This window comes from Rhizobium sp. IBUN, assembly GCF_000510625.1.
Classification (GTDB): Bacteria; Pseudomonadota; Alphaproteobacteria; order Rhizobiales; family Rhizobiaceae; genus Rhizobium; species Rhizobium altiplani.
This window is the reverse complement of record NZ_AZNV01000013.1, coordinates 59,311-75,696: the sequence shown is the minus strand read 5'-3', so window position 1 is coordinate 75,696 and position 16,386 is coordinate 59,311. Positions and strand designations below refer to the sequence as shown.

The 16,386-nt window shown below is 60.9% G+C and carries 17 protein-coding genes; 11 read left to right on the top strand and 6 right to left on the bottom strand.

Going from position 1 to position 16,386, the window contains the following annotated elements; translation table 11 throughout:
* Nucleotides 1-4 precede the first annotated feature (4 nt).
* Both RHIBUN_RS0114275 and fabI read left to right on the top strand, forming a co-directional pair.
* Entirely contained in the window at nt 5-1,177 is a 1,173-nt protein-coding gene (locus RHIBUN_RS0114275) for an acetate/propionate family kinase (RefSeq protein ID WP_025660049.1), read from the top strand.
* 38 nt (nt 1,178-1,215) lie between these two features.
* Nucleotides 1,216-1,998: an enoyl-ACP reductase FabI gene (gene fabI / locus RHIBUN_RS0114270; RefSeq protein WP_025660048.1), complete on the top strand. Its 783-nt coding sequence runs from the start codon at nt 1,216-1,218 to the stop codon at nt 1,996-1,998.
* Between the two features lie 100 nt (nt 1,999-2,098).
* On the opposite strand, the gene RHIBUN_RS0114265 is transcribed toward fabI, so the two are convergent.
* From RHIBUN_RS0114265 to RHIBUN_RS0114255, 3 genes are all read right to left on the bottom strand, one after another.
* Nucleotides 2,099-2,338, bottom strand: a complete 240-nt coding sequence (locus RHIBUN_RS0114265) for a 4-oxalocrotonate tautomerase family protein (protein WP_018117200.1) — start codon at nt 2,336-2,338, stop codon at nt 2,099-2,101.
* An 80-nt stretch (nt 2,339-2,418) separates the two neighbouring features.
* Entirely contained in the window at nt 2,419-3,132 is a 714-nt protein-coding gene (locus tag RHIBUN_RS0114260) for an SDR family oxidoreductase (protein WP_025660047.1), read from the bottom strand.
* A 140-nt stretch (nt 3,133-3,272) separates the two neighbouring features.
* Complete coding sequence (locus RHIBUN_RS0114255; protein ID WP_018117202.1) at nt 3,273-4,205, bottom strand: LysR family transcriptional regulator; 933 nt, start codon at nt 4,203-4,205, stop codon at nt 3,273-3,275.
* A gap of 336 nt (nt 4,206-4,541) precedes the next feature.
* Here RHIBUN_RS0114255 and RHIBUN_RS0114250 point away from each other — a divergent pair, with 336 nt between their 5' ends.
* The 6 genes from RHIBUN_RS0114250 (at nt 4,542) to RHIBUN_RS0114225 (ending at nt 10,302) form a co-directional block, all read left to right on the top strand.
* Nucleotides 4,542-6,308 (top strand): cytochrome c biogenesis protein DipZ, encoded by a 1,767-nt coding sequence (locus RHIBUN_RS0114250; protein WP_025660046.1) that lies wholly within the window; start codon nt 4,542-4,544, stop codon nt 6,306-6,308.
* 12 nt (nt 6,309-6,320) lie between these two features.
* A complete protein-coding gene (msrA, locus tag RHIBUN_RS0114245; RefSeq protein WP_025660045.1) occupies nt 6,321-7,061 on the top strand; it encodes a peptide-methionine (S)-S-oxide reductase MsrA in 741 nt (246 codons plus the stop codon).
* Between the two features lie 216 nt (nt 7,062-7,277).
* The gene (locus RHIBUN_RS0114240; protein ID WP_025660044.1) at nt 7,278-7,487 is read left to right on the top strand and encodes a hypothetical protein; all 210 of its coding nucleotides are present in this window, start codon (nt 7,278-7,280) and stop codon (nt 7,485-7,487) included.
* Between the two features lie 11 nt (nt 7,488-7,498).
* Nucleotides 7,499-8,131: a maleylacetoacetate isomerase gene (gene maiA / locus RHIBUN_RS0114235; protein WP_025660043.1), complete on the top strand. Its 633-nt coding sequence runs from the start codon at nt 7,499-7,501 to the stop codon at nt 8,129-8,131.
* A 366-nt stretch (nt 8,132-8,497) separates the two neighbouring features.
* Nucleotides 8,498-9,550 (top strand): alpha/beta hydrolase, encoded by a 1,053-nt coding sequence (locus RHIBUN_RS0114230; RefSeq protein ID WP_025660042.1) that lies wholly within the window; start codon nt 8,498-8,500, stop codon nt 9,548-9,550.
* A 335-nt stretch (nt 9,551-9,885) separates the two neighbouring features.
* Nucleotides 9,886-10,302, top strand: a complete 417-nt coding sequence (locus tag RHIBUN_RS0114225) for an Ohr family peroxiredoxin (protein ID WP_018117208.1) — start codon at nt 9,886-9,888, stop codon at nt 10,300-10,302.
* 106 nt (nt 10,303-10,408) lie between these two features.
* Here RHIBUN_RS0114225 and RHIBUN_RS0114220 read toward each other — a convergent pair whose 3' ends face one another.
* Together RHIBUN_RS0114220 and RHIBUN_RS0114215 are read right to left on the bottom strand one after the other, a co-directional pair.
* Nucleotides 10,409-11,743, bottom strand: coding sequence for a HAMP domain-containing sensor histidine kinase (locus tag RHIBUN_RS0114220; protein ID WP_025660041.1), 1,335 nt, complete (start codon nt 11,741-11,743; stop codon nt 10,409-10,411).
* Nucleotides 11,743-12,480 (bottom strand): response regulator, encoded by a 738-nt coding sequence (locus tag RHIBUN_RS0114215; protein ID WP_018117210.1) that lies wholly within the window; start codon nt 12,478-12,480, stop codon nt 11,743-11,745. Before RHIBUN_RS0114215 ends, RHIBUN_RS0114220 begins: the two co-directional genes overlap by 1 nt.
* Before the next feature lie 449 nt (nt 12,481-12,929).
* Between RHIBUN_RS0114215 and RHIBUN_RS37325 the strand changes: the two genes are divergently transcribed.
* The 3 genes from RHIBUN_RS37325 (at nt 12,930) to RHIBUN_RS0114195 (ending at nt 16,205) form a co-directional block, all read left to right on the top strand.
* Nucleotides 12,930-13,217: a hypothetical protein gene (locus tag RHIBUN_RS37325; RefSeq protein WP_018117211.1), complete on the top strand. Its 288-nt coding sequence runs from the start codon at nt 12,930-12,932 to the stop codon at nt 13,215-13,217.
* A gap of 361 nt (nt 13,218-13,578) precedes the next feature.
* Nucleotides 13,579-14,547 (top strand): DMT family transporter, encoded by a 969-nt coding sequence (locus RHIBUN_RS0114200; protein ID WP_025660040.1) that lies wholly within the window; start codon nt 13,579-13,581, stop codon nt 14,545-14,547.
* Nucleotides 14,548-14,870: 323 nt separating this feature from the next.
* On the top strand, nt 14,871-16,205 hold the full coding sequence (locus tag RHIBUN_RS0114195; RefSeq protein WP_025660039.1) for a solute carrier family 23 protein: 1,335 nt from the start codon (nt 14,871-14,873) through the stop codon (nt 16,203-16,205).
* Here RHIBUN_RS0114195 and RHIBUN_RS37105 read toward each other — a convergent pair.
* The gene (locus RHIBUN_RS37105) at nt 16,202-16,378 is read right to left on the bottom strand and encodes a hypothetical protein (protein WP_156932703.1); all 177 of its coding nucleotides are present in this window, start codon (nt 16,376-16,378) and stop codon (nt 16,202-16,204) included. The genes RHIBUN_RS0114195 and RHIBUN_RS37105 overlap by 4 nt on opposite strands.
* Between the last annotated feature and the right edge of the window lie 8 nt (nt 16,379-16,386).

The following is a 16,386-nucleotide window of genomic DNA, read 5'->3' as shown; positions in this document are numbered from 1 at the left end:
GGCCATGGACACCATCCTCGTCGTGAATGCCGGTTCGTCCAGCCTGAAGTTCGAGGTATTTTCGGTCGCGGACTCGTTGGAGCGGCTGATCAAGGGGCAGATGGAGGGGATCGGCACCGCGCCGCACCTGACCGTCAAGAGCGCCGGCGGCGAGCGGCTGGCGAACGAAAATCATCCACCCGAAGCCGTTCCCGATCTGCCGGCGGCGATGCGGCTGGTGGGGGAGTGGTTGCGTCAGAGGCAGCAGGGCCGGTTGGTTGCTGTCGGCCACCGGGTTGTTCATGGCGGTCCGAACCATTCACGTCCAGCACGCATCAATGAGGAGTTGCTCCGCGAATTGGAGCAATACACGCCGCTGGCGCCCTTGCACCAGCCCAACAACCTCGCGCCGATCCGTGTGTTGCTGGAACGCCAGCCGCAGCTTGCACAGGTCGCCTGCTTCGACACCGCCTTTCATCGCGGCCATGACCCAATGACGGACCACTATGCCATTCCGGCGCACTATTTCGACGAGGGTATCCGGCGCTATGGTTTTCACGGGCTGTCCTACGAATATGTGGCCGGACGCCTGGCCGAGATCGCGCCTGACGTTGGCAGCGGACGGGTCATCGTCGCGCATCTCGGGAGCGGCGCATCCATGTGCGCGCTGTATAAGGGGCTAAGCGTCGAGAGCACGCTCGGATTCACGGCGCTCGACGGGTTGCCGATGGGCACGCGATGCGGGCAGATCGATCCTGGTGTACTTCTCTACCTGCTCCAGCAGCATGGAATGACGGCACCGCAGTTGCAGGATCTCCTCTACAAGGAGTCGGGCTTCAAGGGGCTTTCCGGCATCAGCAACGACGTGCGCGACCTGCTTGCCAGCGACGACGCCGGCGCGAGGCTCGCGCTCGACCATTTCGTGCATCGCATCGGCCTCAATGCCGGCGCGCTGGTTGCGGCCCTCGGCGGGCTGGACGCCTTCGTGTTTACGGCGGGTCTCGGTGAAAATTCAGCGGTGATGCGCGCCCGGATTGCCAAAAAACTTGGCTGGCTTGGAGCGTCGCTCGACCCAGCACGAAACGAGGCCAGTGAGTTGCTCGTCTCGAGCGACGACAGCAAGGTCGCTCTTTATGTGGTGCCGACCGACGAGGAACTGATGATCGCACGGCATACGTTCGCGCTTATCGCTGCATAGGCGCCTGCCACACCTATTGAGCTGAAGAGAGGGCTGACATGATTCCCGAGGTAAAGGCCAAGCTTCTCGAAGGAAAGCGCGGACTGGTGGTCGGCATTGCCAATGACCAGTCGATTGCCTGGGGTTGCGCCAGGTCATTTCGCGCCTTTGGCGCGGAGCTTGCAGTGACCTATCTCAACGACAAGGCCAGGCCTCATGTCGAGCCACTGGCCGAGGCGCTGGAAGCGCCGATCTTCATGCCGCTCGACGTCGCGGTCTCGGGACAATTGGAGGCCGTGTTCGACCGCGTCGCGGAGCAATGGGGCGAACTCGATTTTCTCGTGCATTCGATCGCCTTTTCGCCGAAGGATACGCTGCAGGGACGCGTCGTCGATGTGCCGCAGGAGGGGTTTCTGAAGACGATGGACATTTCCTGCTGGTCGTTCATTCGCATGGCGCATCTTGCCGAACCGCTGATGAAACGCGGCGGCAGCCTGTTCACGATGACCTACTACGGCAGCCAGATGGTCGTGAAGAACTATAACGTCATGGGGGTCGCCAAGGCGGCGCTGGAAAGCGCCGTTCGGTACATTGCCGCGGAACTCGGACCCAAAGGCATCCGCGTGCATGCGATCTCGCCGGGCCCGCTGGCAACGCGGGCAGCCTCGGGCATTCCCGAGTTCGACGAACTCCTGAACAAGGCCCAGGAAACGGCCCCGGCGCGCAGCCTCGTATCGATTGACGATGTCGGCATGGCGACTGCCTTCTTGGCGCATGACGCGGCGCGATTGATGACGGGCGATACCATCTACATCGATGGCGGCTATCACATCATAGATTGATCCGACACGGGGTGGCGCCATCGGAAGTATCGTCGCCAAAACAAGCCGAACCCGACGCTCAGAGTGCGAGCGACGGGTTCGGTCGAGGTTTCGGAGAGCGTCAGGATTTGGCTGCCGCGGCGCGCTGTTTGCGGTATTGCACGGTCGGCAGACCGCCCCAGCCCCAATTGTCGAGATCGACTTCTTCGATCACCACATAGGTCGATTCAAGCGGCTTGTTGAGGACGTCGAGCAGAACCTGGCTGACGCCCTCGATGATTGCGGCCTTCTCTTCGGCCGTGACCGAATTGCGATCAGGCGTGGTTCCTTCGCGGGTAACCTGTACAGTGACGATAGGCATTTCCGTCTCCAATGAAAGAGGGTTGGTTGCGTCTTTGACGGCAGCCGCGCTGTTGCAGCGCAGCCGCTCCATAGTGCTGGCTACCAGCGGCCCGCGTTCGAGCCGCCGTCGACATGGAGAATCTCGCCGGTGATGAAGCCCGCGGTCTCCAGATAGAGAACGGCGTCGACGACATCGCGAATGTCGCCCATGCGGCCCACCGGATTCAGCCCGGCCAGTGCCGAGTGCTTTTCAACCGCATGCATCGGCGTCTTGATAATCCCTGGAGAAACCGCGTTTACACGAATGCCGCTCTTCGAGAACTCCATCGCCAGCGACCGGGTGGCCGCGTTCAGACCGCCCTTGGTCAGGGAAGCAAGCACCGAGGGCACGCCAGCGATTGGCTGGTCGACGAGGCTGGTGGTAATGTTGACGATGTGCCCCGAACCTTGCTTCAGCATCTCCGTGGCGGCGCGCTGGGTGATGTGGAAGAAACCAGCCACATTGACACCGAGGTTATGGTCGTAGTCTTCCTGGGTCATTTCGACGAACGGCTTGGCCAGGAAAACGCCTGCATTGTTCACCAGTGTGTCGATGCGGCCGAAGCGCTCGAGCGTTTCGCGCACGATCCGCTCCGCGGTCTCCGGTTTGCCGATATCGCCTGCGACGTCAATAATGTCCGCATCGACGCTGGGCTTGATCGACCGGGAGGTGGCGACGACGCGATAGTTCCGGTCGCGGTAGGCCCGCACCAATTCTGCGCCGATGCCTTGCGATGCGCCCGTGATGATGGCGACCTTCTGTTGCGTGCTCATGATGTGATCCTTTCAATTGCCGCGGCCGTTTCAGGTGAGGCCGCCCTCCGCCCTCGGCGTTGGTGCAATTGATTTAGATCCATTCGACATCTGAGAGAATTGTCGCTGTTCGGACAACAATCAACCGAATGTCGGCATAATCAGGCGAGAGTGCCTGCTGCCGCTGCCATATTCGCGAATTCGGAACGGAGGCGAGGTGTCGCGAAATCGACAAAGGCGCGAACCTTCGGCACCGACATCCGGCCCTGCGGCGCGAGCAGGTGCACCGGAAGTGGCGGGTGTTCGGCGTCGGCGAGCACGATCTTCAGGCGTTCATCGCGCACATAAGATGCCACATGGTAGGAGTAGAGCCTCGTCAAGCCGCCGCCTGCAGCAGCGGATGCCGCTGCTGCCCGAACGCTGTTGACGATGCAGCGCGGTGTGAAGTGAACCGTGCGCGGAATGGACGAGCCCTTCGCCGGCGTGAAGCTCCAGGAATCCAGGCCGAAGTTGCTGAACGCGACAATCTGATGTTTCGCCAGGTCGGCGGGTTCGACGATACGAGGATGGTTGGCCAGATAGCGAGGGGAGGCGACGACGACGCGTCGCACGTCGCCACCGAGACGGGTGGAGACATGCGAGGAGTCCGGCAGGTGACCGATGCGCACGGTAAGGTCGACGCCCTCATCAACGAGGTTCACCAACCGATCCAGCATAAGAAACCGGACAGAGACCGTCGGGTGAAGTTCGAGGAAGTCGTCCACTATGGGGCGCAACACCTCTTCTCCCAGGATCGGCGGCGCCGAAATTGTCAGCGTTCCGCGCGGTGCCGCGCGCTCGCCGCCGGCAAGCATGTCGGCTTCCTCGAGATCCACCAGCACACGCCGACAGGCCGCCGCATACCGTTGACCTGCCTCGCTCAGCTTCAGCGTCCGGGTCGTCCGGTGGAGCAGTTCGACACCGACATGTGCCTCCAGGAAGCTCAGAGCGCGGCTGACTGCCGTTGGCGATCGTTTGAGATTACGGGCGGCTCCGGCGAGACTGCCCTCGTCAATTGCCGTCACAAACACCTTCATTGCGTCGATGCGATCCATTCTGCCGCCTCGCGGAATAGTGATTGTTCGGCGGCGAGTATTCACCCGAAGTCGGTGGGAAGTAAATACGTATGGGCCGGGAGCAACAGGCTTCTGGCACGTATACCAATCCAAGTGGCGCAAGGAGATTGGCAGCGGGAAGTGACTACCGCCATTTGGCAATTGGCGCGGGCCAAGTTGGGCGGCTTTCGCCGTTGATCGGCGGCTGCTGAGGTCGCTTGCATTCTGATACAATTCGGGGGGAATGCGACACATCCGGGATACTTCGGACCGGTCCTATGCAGGCACCATCAACGACCAGTGTGTGAGCATCGGTCAACTGCAGGGGATGACGACATGATCCTATTCCTGATTGCTTATCTCGCAGGGGCGCTGACCATCGTCAGCCCTTGCATTCTCCCGGTCCTGCCATTCGTCCTGTCGCGGGCAGGTCAGCCGTTTACACGAAGCATCCTGCCGATGTTACTCGGTATGATCGTGACCTTCGCCGGCGTGGCAACGCTTGCTGCGGTCGGCGGAAGCTGGGCTGTGCATGCCAACGAAATCGGTCGATACGCTGCCGTCGCCCTGATCGCCGGCTTTGGCGTGACACTGCTTTCGCCGCGTATCGCCGCGGTGGTAACGCGGCCGGCGGTGGCCCTGGGCAGCCGCCTGTCACAGCAGGCGAGCGGCAAGAAGGGGAGCGTGGGCACGTCCTTCCTTCTCGGCGTCGCGACCGGCCTTCTCTGGGCGCCCTGCGCCGGTCCGATCCTCGGGCTCGTCCTGACTGGCGCCGCACTGCAAGGAGCAAACGTTCAGACGACGCTCCTGCTGACGGCCTACGCCGCGGGTGCTGCTACCTCGCTCGCAATGGCTGTCCTTGCCGGGGAGAAGGTCTTTGCCGCGATGAAGCGATCGCTCGGCATTGGGGAACGTCTGCGGCAGGCGCTTGGCATCGCCGTGCTGGCCGGTGTCACGGCAATTGCGCTCGGGCTCGATACCGGCCTGTTGTCGCGCCTTTCCTATGCGAGCAGTACCCGCATCGAGCAGTCGTTGCTCGACAGGCTGCATAACGCAAGCGATACGGCCGGAAAGCCGTCGGGCAGTGCGATGCAGTTCGCCGCGAACGATGCGCGCAAGGGATACCAAAGCGACCTGCCTGTGCTCGGCCGCTTCGTGTCGCTTGACGGTGCCGTGGAATGGTTGAATTCGAAGCCGCTTACGGCTGAAGAATTGCGCGGCAAGGTCGTTCTGGTCGATTTCTGGACGTACTCCTGCATCAACTGCATCCGGACGATCCCCTACGTTCGGGCCTGGGCAGAGAAGTACCGGGATCAGGGCCTCGTCGTGATCGGAGTCCATTCGCCCGAATTTGCCTTCGAGAAGCGTGTTGATAACGTCCGTCAGGCGATCGACAAGTTCCAGATTGGCTATCCCGTTGCGATCGACAACGACTTCAAGATCTGGCGGTCATTCGGCAACAACTACTGGCCCGCCCACTACTTCATCGATGCCAAGGGCCAGATCCGGCACACCCAGTTCGGCGAGGGAGACTACGAACAGTCCGAACGGGTGATCCAGGACTTGCTGGCGGAAGCCGGTGGAAGCAAGAAGGTCGACGCAGCTACCGTCACGCTCGATGCCAAGGGCGCCGAGGCGGCGCCCGACCTCGCGCAGCTGCAATCCGGCGAATCCTATATCGGCTACCTCCGCGCCGCCAACTTCATTTCACCGGAAGGCGTCGGAGCAGACGTTGCACGCGACTATACGGTGGGAAAGCCCGATCTCAACGAATGGGGTCTGACAGGCAAGTGGACCGTGGGCGGTGAGCAGGCCTCGCTGGATCAGGCCGGCGGCGGCATCACCTATCGGTTCAGCGCACGGGATTTGCACCTCGTGCTTGGGCCAGGCGCTGACGGCAAGAAGATCCGCTTTCAGGTGAAGGTGGATGGCGTGGCGCCCGGCGCGGACCACGGTTCGGATATCGACGCTGAGGGAAACGGTACCGTTTCGGAAACCCGGCTCTATCAACTGGTGAGACAATCGGGAGAGGTTCGGGAACGGACGTTCGAGATCCGCTTCCTCGATCCTGGTGTCGAGGCTTTCGTCTTTACCTTCGGATGAAAGGACAGAACAATGAAAAATCGACGGAAAGACCCTTCGGCCTCATTCCGCGCCATTGCACGCCTCGGCCTCGTGGCGCTGGCGGTGATCGGTGGCGGCGGCGTGGCGCTGAGTTTGAATGGCGGATCGAAGCCCGAGGAAGCCAAGCACGTTCCTCCGGCTCTGCATGACGTGACAGCGACGCCCGGAAAGCAATCGCTGGTGCTTGCCGGCGGTTGCTTCTGGGGCGTCCAAGGTGCGTTTCAGCACGTTGCCGGCGTCGTGAGTGCCACGGCGGGGTATGCCGGCGGAAGTGCCTCGACCGCGACCTACGAGATGACCGAGACAGGGCAGACCGGTCATGCTGAAGCCGTGGAGATCGTCTACAATCCGAAGCAAGTCACCTACGGCCAGTTGCTGCAGATCTTCTTCTCTGTGGTTCACGATCCGACACAGGTGGATCAGCAAGGCCCTGACGTCGGCAAGCAATATAGGTCGGCGATCTTCCCGCTGAACGACGAGCAGGCCAAGGCCGCCTCCGACTACATCGCGCAACTCGGCAAGGAAGGCGCGTTCGGTCGCCCGATTGCGACGTCGATCGAAGTTGGGAAAACGTTCTATCGCGCCGAGGCCTATCATCAGGACTACGTCTACAACAATCCCAGCCAGCCCTATGTCTACATCTACGAGCAGCCGAAGATCGAAGCTCTGAAGCGGCTTTTCCCGGAGCAGTATCGCGAGCGACCAGTGCTCGTCGCGGACCAGGCACGCTGACGCTAGCCGCAGCGACGCGGCGAGTGGCCAGGAATGGTCAATACAGATCGGATCGGGTTCCGCCCGATCCCGAGCCTTACACAGAGGTACAGTTCTCAGCACATTCGAACACATTCACGATACGCGCTGCCGTCACGCTGAATTCAACCCGCTGACGAGCAATCTGAGTTTTTCGGCCGCTGGCCCGAACAGACCGAGCAATCGAGGAGAAAGAAAATGCGCATTCTGGTCATCACTTATGCTGTGCTTGCGTTGGCAGCTGTGCCATGCGCCTGGGATAGCGCTCCGGGCGAGCCGCCCCCGATCGCGGCACTGTTCTCGCTGTTGTCGCCGGCGGCGGATGCCGGCTCGAAGGAGCCCGCGCAGATGGCGAAGGCTTCCTTCGTGACGTCTGATAACCTATTGCTCCAACACGCGAATTATTGAGGAAATCCACAATGAAACTCTTCCAGGACAAGATCTCGTCGGCTGCGTCCCGTGTCAGGATCGCACTTGCGCTGAAGGGTCTGGACGTCGAGCGCGAGGCGATCGGAATTCTTGGGCCGGATGCACTCAACCGGAAGCCGGAATATCTGCAACTCAATCCGCAGGGGCTCGTTCCGGCTTTGCTGACGGATGAAGGCGTATTGCTGACGCAGTCTCTCGCCATCATCGAATATCTCGACGAGCGTTACCCCGAACCTCCACTCCTGCCCGGCAAGCTTGAAGATCGCGCCTTTGCGCGGACCGTCGCCCTGGCGATCGCCGCGGATATCCATCCGCTCCTTCCGCCCCGGGTGACCGCGCACCTGGGAACGATCGGCGTCAAGGCCGCGGATATCGCGGAATGGAGCCGCCACTGGATCCGTGTCGGCCTGACGGCAGTGGAAGAATTGCTCGCGCGGCGGCAGACAGGTCAGTATGTGGCCGGCGATGTGCCGTCGATGGCCGACATCTGCCTCTTCCCACAGGCGATCAATGCGGAGCGGGCTGGGCTTCCGCTCGACCAGTGGCCCCGAATTGCAGCGGTTGTCGCCAGGCTTCGAGAGATCCCCGCTTTTGCCGACAATGGTCCGGCGCCCCGAAGCTGAGATCCTTGCGGTTCAACCAGTACCGCTGCCGGATTCTTAGCCTTGATGGCTCGCAGTGCGGCCGAATGCCGCGCGCCGCTTGATTGTCGCCACATCGGGTCGTCCGCACAGGGAATCTACGATATTCAACCGCTGGGTGCTTCAGCCCTCGAGGTCGGGTCACGCGTTGGCCCGGCCTTGCTGATTTTCGCGCGCGTGAGTTGTTGTAGGTTGTGCTGTGAGCGGACAAAAGCAGTGCAATGTATACCAATGTATCTCTCAACAAACGTATCTACATTGGGTTTCAATTCCAGCCAGCGGACACACAAACGATACACATCGATCATGCTTAATATCGGTGTCTTTAACACAGTCTGGAGAGTAGCGATGGCAGAGGAAGTCAACCAACAACGGCGGCGGTTCATGGGCGTGGCGGCACTGACCGTCGCAGCCGCACAATTAGGGGGCATCGGGACGAGCCTTGCCCAGGCGGCGACGCCGGCTGCTGCCCGCATTCCTGCCATCGCGCCAGGCACCAACACGTCGTTCGGCACAATCAAGCAGATCGATGCAGGCGTGCTTAACGTCGGCTACGCCGAACTTGGAGCGAGCGACGCGCCTCCGGTCATTCTCCTGCATGGCTGGCCCTATGACATCCACACCTATGTCGACGTCGCGCCGCTGCTGGCCGCCGCCGGCTATCGCGTTATCGTGCCTTATCTGCGTGGCTACGGCACTACGCGTTTCCTCTCCGACAAGACGATGCGCAACGGTCAGCAGGCTGCGATTGCTGCCGATATCGTGGCGTTCATGGATGCCCTGAAGATCGAGAAGGCGCTGATCGCCGGTTGCGATTGGGGCGCTCGGACGGCCGACATCATCGCGGCCCTTTGGCCGCAGCGCTGCAAGGCCCTGGTTTCCGTCAGCGGTTACCTCATTGGCAGCCAGGAAGCCAACAAGGCGCCGCTACCGCCGAAGGCGGAGCTCGCCTGGTGGTATCAGTTCTACTTCGCGACCGAACGCGGTCGCAAAGGCTATGAGCAATACCGGAACGAGTTTGCCAAGCTCATCTGGCAACTCGCGTCCCCCAAGTGGAATTTCGACGACGCGACCTTCAACCGCAGCGCCGCCGCCTTTGAAAATCCCGATCACGTCGATATCACCATTCACAACTACCGCTGGCGTATCAGTGCGGCCAAGGGCGAGCGGAAGTATGACAAGTTCGAAGCACAGCTTGCCAAGTTCCCGGTTATCGGCGTGCCGACAATTACGTTAGAAGGTGACGCCAATGGTGCGCCTCATCCGCAGCCGGAGGCCTATGCCAAGAAGTTCTCGGGCAAGTATGAGCATCGGCTGATCACCGGCGGCATTGGTCACAATCTGCCGCAAGAAGCGCCTCAAGCCTTTGCACAGGCTGTGGTCGACGTCGACCGGTTCTGATCGCTCTACCGGTGGATAGCCGCGGCTTTTCCGGTTTGGCCTTTGGAATTCTGAACCTGGCGGAGAGCGTTTTCGGCGTTCACGCCGGGTTTTTTCATGGGTACGCGTGTGAGCGATCTCATCAGTCGCAATCTGCGTCCGGCAATTGGTTGAGATATCGGCCGTTCGCCTGCGGTTCGTATCGCAGTGTATCGGCCCCACGTCTGTGGGGGAGTTGGTTACATTTCAGCGTGACGGCGAAACATTCCAGACACGTGCGGAGCGCCATCTGTGTTCGACCGCAAGCGAGGCAATCGGGCCTCGGCGGCGTCCATTTCGTCGAAAGGAAGAACAGTATGAGTGAGAACCAGAAAGTCATCTACACTGGTAAGACACACACGACCGGCGGCCGCGATGGAGCATCGCACAGCTCCGACGGTCGCCTTGACGTCAAGCTGTCCTCGCCGGGCAGCACGGGGCAGGGGACGAACCCCGAGCAGCTTTTTGCCGCCGGCTGGTCGGCCTGCTTCATTGGCGCAATGGGCTTTGCCGCCGGCAGCCTGAAGGTCGCGCTTCCGGCCAACCTTGCGGTTGATACCGAGGTGGACCTTTGCAGCAGCACCGGCGGCTACTCTCTTCAGGCACGCCTCAACGTCAGCCTGCCGGGCATTGATCAGGAAACTGCGCGGGCCATTGTCGACGCGGCACACCAGACCTGCCCGTATTCCAAGGCAACACGCGGCAATATCAACGTCACCATAAACCTCGTCTGACGAGATAAGAAAAAGGTCCTCCCCGTCAAATCGGGTGTGTGATGTTGAGGAGCGGCAGCCGTCACGGCTTCCGCTCTTTTTATTGGAGAGTGTGCCCGGCGGCGGGTTAAGCCGCGGTTTTGTTGATGGCGATTTCCGCCACGAGGCCACCGCCGTCGCGGTTGCGCAGCGTCAGCGACCCACCGATTGCCGCGGCCAGCTGTACGGCAATAGCAAGGCCAAGTCCGGTTCCGCCGGTGTCGCGATTGCGCGACTGTTCCAGCCGGAAGAAAGGCTTGAGGACGGCTTCCAACTGATCATCCGGAATGCCGGGGCCATGATCGAGCACGCTGATCACGATGCCCTCATCGGAGCGGCGTTTCACCTCGATCTCGGCGCTGCCGCCGAACTTCAGTGCATTGTCGATGAGGTTCGTCAAAACGCGCCTCAAGGCATGCGGCCGCGTCATGATCGCGCCGCCGCTCATCTCCGTGATAGCAACGGCCTTGCCGGTGTCCTGGTAGTCGTAGACAAGGCTCTCGATGAACGAGGACAGGTCGATGCGCGAAGGTTTTTCGACATTGCCGTGGGCGCTACGAGCATAGGCGACGCCTTCCTTGACGAGACGTTCGATCTCGCCGAGATCCTGCATCAACTTGTCCCGATCGCCGAAATCCTCGGCCATTTCTGCCCGGAGCTTCATGCGCGTGATCGGCGTCTGCAGATCATGCGATATGGCTGCAAGTATCTGGACGCGCTCCTCTAGATATTGAGCGATGCGCTCGCGCATTGCGTTGAAGGCGGTTGCGGCATAGGCGACTTCGCTTGGTCCCGTCTCACTCAGGCGAAGGGCCTTCACGTTCGGATCAAGTGTGTCAGCCGCTTTTGCGAGATTGACGAGAGGACGAATGGCCTGACGCACGGCAAACCAGCTGCAGAGGACCAACAAAGCCAGTTGCGCGGCGAGTACATAGGGCAGCCAGTCGGCGAGGGGCATGATGCCCGCGGGATTGACGTCTATCGTCAGGGGCGTTCCATCGCTGAGGGCGAGATGCGCCTGAAGGCGGAAATTCGGACCGGGGATGGTTTCGACCGTGATCGGAAACTTCGGCCCGATCGCCGCCCGTACCTTGGCGGCAAATTCGGTGCCGCGTGCATCGAGCGCCGGTTTTCCTGGCAGGCCCGGCCCCAGAACAAACCTGTAGCTTCCCCGGTCAAGGCGATCGAGCCAGTCGGCGCGCTCGTCTGGCGGGAGGCGATCGAGGATGGCGATCGAGGTCGAAACATCGTTTTCGAGGGTGTTGAACATCACCGATCTGGCGGCCGTGTAGCGCTCGAAAAACAGCACGGTGAACGACATGGCATGGGCGACCGCCAGGCCCGCAAGCAGAATAAGAAATAGCCGCGCTCCGAGGGTGCGCGGCCACAGACGAAATCCATTCAGAAGGGCGTGCGTCGCCATCAGCGGGCCTCGGTGATCTCGATCGGCATGGAGAAGACATAGCCTTCGCTGCGAACGGTCTTGATGTAGGTCGGTTCGCGGGCATCGTCGCCGAGCCGCTGGCGGACACGACTGACCAGAAGGTCGATCGAACGGTCGAAAAGCTCGGCGTCGCGGCCTTGTGTCAGGTTGAGAAGCTGATCGCGGTTCAGCACCCGTTGGGGGTGGTCGATAAAGACGCGCAGCAGGCGATATTCGGCGCCGCTGAGTGCGATGACCGTCCCATCGGAATCGACAAGATGCCGTGCCGTCGTATCGAGCTTCCACTTGCCGAAGCTCAGCAGCTGGCCGGCTTCCGACACCTGCAGATTGGGCGGCAGCATGCGGGTGCGCCGCAGCACGGCCTTGATGCGCGCCAACAATTCGCGTGCCGAAAATGGTTTGGCCAGGTAGTCGTCTGCGCCCATCTCGAGGCCGATGATGCGATCCATCTCGTCGGTGCGCGCTGTCAGCATGACGATCGGAACGGCCTTGTGTCGTCCGGCCCGCAACTCGCGGCTCAGAACGAGGCCATCGTCGCCGGGCATCATGACATCGAGGATGATGAGATCGACCGAGTTCGCGTCGAGGAATGCGCGCATCTGCCGGCCGTCGGCGACGGCGGTGACACGCAGGCCGTTTTTCTTCAGGTAGCTCGACACGAGCTCCCTGATTTCGCGATCGTCATCGACGATCAGGATGTGGTCGATGTGCTCCATCGCGCGATCTCCATTATTGCACTGCTAGCGACGCCCCTGATGTATCCGCCGTATGTTTACGGCCCGCGGGCTTGCATGTCTCTGTATCCAACGGATCTTTGGATACATTGCGATACAATGTCCACACCTTGAATTCCTCCGATAAGTCATGGAAATCGTTTTGTTCATTCCGATGGCATTGGGCCGGCAGCTGTCCGGTGACAAGCTGCTCGCGGCACGCCGTTCGCATTGAGATGACGGTCACGCCAGGGCGAACATTTCCGCGGTTCTGGGTGCGAGGGGCGCATTGCGCCTATGAGCAGCAGAGCAAACAATCTGGATCGCTCCACCCTTAGGCAGCCTCAAGCGTCCGATCGCTTTCTGCGACAAACACATCGAGAAATAAGGTACACCATTGATCGGCGGTGACTACATGTGCGAGAATCTACCTATAACCTGGGGGCCTGAGGATGATCCAAATAGTAGCGGCGGCGATGATGGCAGTTCTTGTTGCGGGTTGCGCGGTCACGTCGGTTTCCTATTCGGGGGAAGGATATGCGCCTATTCCCGGCAGCATAACCTATGGCGGCCAGCCTCGAACGAAGCTGACGAAGGCGCCGATCGGCTCTTCGTTCCCCCATACGTTCACGGATCAAACGGGGCGTGAGGTCGAGGAGATCTATGTCATCCAGCCCGATCGAACTCTGCTTATAGTCCAGCGACACTATCGGCCGTTCTTGGCCTGGAGCAGAAGGTAAGGCAGGGCTGAGAGCCCATGCCCCGATCGACTCTCGGGAAAACTTTCGAGGTTCGTTTGGCGAATCCGGCTGGCTGCAGAAGATCAATCACGTCCGGATCGCGCCAGATAAGTCAATTTGCCCTTCGTCCTGGAATGCGTCGGCACCTCGACACCCACGACCTAAGGTACATTCCGGTACAAATCGACGCTCAACAAACACACACCGTATACATTCGGCCGCTCTAATCCGACGCGATGTTGGGCAAGTCCAACGCGCGCGCAAACGCGCGGTTGCTCAACGCCGATTTCCAGTCTGGAAGATCGTCGACAGGGCAGCAGACAAGGATGTACCGGTGTTTGGAAGACCAGAGGGCAGGACGATGGAAAAAGGCTTCTACATAGGCGTACTTGCCGCCCTCTTCGCGGCTTTTGCCTTTTCGCTCAACTTCGTTGTGCCCTTCATAATTGGTGGCTATTCGACCTTTGATTTTGCCCTTGTCCGCCATGTAGCCTCCGCATTGGTCGGCTTGTGCATTCTGTTTTCGAATAAGGGGGCGGTACAATATCTCACGCTCCGAAACGTGCTTTCCGCGATCTGGCTCTCCTTCATTGGCTATGTCGGTTACTTCCTGACGGTAACGGGAGCTGCCATTTTTGCGGGGCCAGTGATTGCTCCCGCCTTTCTTGGTCTGGTTCCAATCGCTCTGATGGTCATCGGCAATCAAAGGCAGGCATCATTGCCATGGCGGTTTCTGCTGATGCCCCTCATGTTGGTCCTGGTCGGTCTAATGTTGGTCAATGGTACGGTATTCACGGCCGAAGGATTGGATTCTGTCCGTTCAGTCTGGATCGGCGTTCCATTGGCGCTTGCAGCGGTCGCGTTGTGGGTCTGGTTCGCGATTTCCAACCAGGCCGCACTGGCCGCCCGGCCTGACATGCCATCCGGTGTGTGGTCCGCTCTTATTCTCGTCGGTGGAGGCGTCTTGATGCTTGCCTTCTACCCGGCCGGAGCTGCAATGGGTCTCTTCCAGCTTCCCAAGCTCGGCTTCGGCTGGCATGCCGCCGGCTCGCTCTATGTTTGGGGCGCATCGTTCGCACTACTGGCAACGGTATGCGGCGTGTGGGCCTGGAACATTGCCTCAAGAAACTTGCCTGTCGCACTGGCCGCGCAATTGATCGTTTCGGAAACCGCGTTTGGTGTCATCGGCGGGCTGGCAGTCCATGCGCGATGGCCGAGCGCTGTAGAAACCGCAGGAGTCGCCATTCTTATTGCTGGGGTAGTCCTGTCAGTCCGGATCTTCTACGAAACACAGTTTCGACCGGGCAATCCGGTGCTGGCATCGGAGTGAGTGCTCTGCCGCCAGGTGGTCGACGCTCGCCCAAAAGACAGCTTCGGCCGGGATGCACCGCAAGCGGTCATTCGGCCGACAGGTATTGTCCGCAGCTTATTCCTTGCCTGAATCATTCAGCGGGTCGATGTTGTGGGAAAGTGTTCCGACCCCATGACAGCGGCGGCCGATATTAGTATCGAAGCATCGGGTAAGCCGGTACAAGAAGTCTAAGCCTAGCGACGGTTGAGTATTCGGATGACCGATAACTCTATTTAGCGCCTCCGACCCATCTCAAAATTCTTCAAGGTCGCTTGGCGAAATCGAACGGAACGGGGCGAGCGATGCGCGACACAAATGGCTATTTTCCGCGTTGGCGGCTGAAGACGGAGGGGCGCATTCTGCCCGACGAGCGGTTGCCCACAGGGCAGACGATGGTGCTGGGCCTCCAGCATGTCGTGGCAATGTTCGGCTCAACGGTGCTTGCTCCGATAATCATGGGTTTCGACGCCAACGTCTCGATCCTGTTTTCCGGCCTTTCGACGTTGATTTTCTTTGTCGCCGTGGGCGGGCGCGTACCGAGCTATCTCGGCTCGTCCTTCGCCTTCATCGGTCCCGTTCTTGCCGCGACGGGGGCGGTCGCCGGGGCGCCCAACCCGAACATCGCGCTGGCGCTCGGTGGCATCATCGCCGCGGGTGCGATTTATGCGCTGATCGGCGTCGCGGTCGCGCTCGCCGGTCATCGCTGGATTGAACGGCTAATGCCACCAGTCCTCACCGGCGCAATCGTCGCCGCAATCGGGCTTGTGCTCGCGCCGATCGCCATATCCAGCGCCTCGGGCATTGGCCCTGCCAACCCTGAGGGCGACCAGCTCTCGCGCTGGGTCGCAATTCTGACGTTCGCCGCCGTCGGCCTGGTCGCGGTCTACGCGCCGGGCATTGCCCGCCGCCTGCCGATCCTTCTCGGCGGTGCGCTCGCCTATCTCGCCTATCTCTTTGTCGCGAACGGTTTGGGCCACGGCGCGCCGATCAATTTTTCCGGCGTCGCGGCGGCCCCTTGGTTCGGTTGGCCTCACTTCACGGCGCCGGTCTTTTCCGGCTCCGCGATCACGTTGATCGCCCCAGTCGTCGTTATCCTCATTGCCGAAAATCTTGGGCACATCAAAGCAATCGGAGCAATGACGGGGCGCAATCTCGACCCCTATCTCGGCCGTGCCTTCATCGGCGACGGTATCGCGACCATGGTTTCGGGCGCCTTCGGCGGTACCGGCATGACGACCTATGCCGAAAACATGGGGGTGATGGCGGTAACGCGCATCTTCTCCACGCTCGTCTTCCTCGTTGCGGCCGCGGTCGCCATCCTGCTCGGGTTCTCGCCGAAATTCGGCGCCCTTATCCAGACGATCCCCGGACCTGTTATCGGCGGGCTTTCGATCGTCGTTTTTGGTCTCATCGCGGCGACTGCAGGCCGCATATGGGTCGAGAACAAGGTCGACTTCGCCGAGCCGCGCAACCTCATCACGGTTGGCGTCGCGCTTGTGCTGGGTGCTGGCAACTTCAAGCTCGCGGTCGGGGGATTTACGCTTGACGGAATTGGTACCGCGACGATCGGAGCGATTATCCTCTACCACGCACTCGGATGGGCGAACCTGCCCAAGGGGTCAGAGCAGAACGCTTAGCGCCCGTCGCCATCGCGCGGGACGAGTTCCCGCGCCTTTGCGTCCTGCTCTGCGCTCTGCCGGCTGCCACGAGGCAGCCATCGGAGGCGCGGCACGCAGAGATCAACGACCATGGAGTCGCGGTTCACCGGCGTGAGACCGAGTAGTGGCTCCAGGCCGGTCGAACCCGGCATAAGTCTGC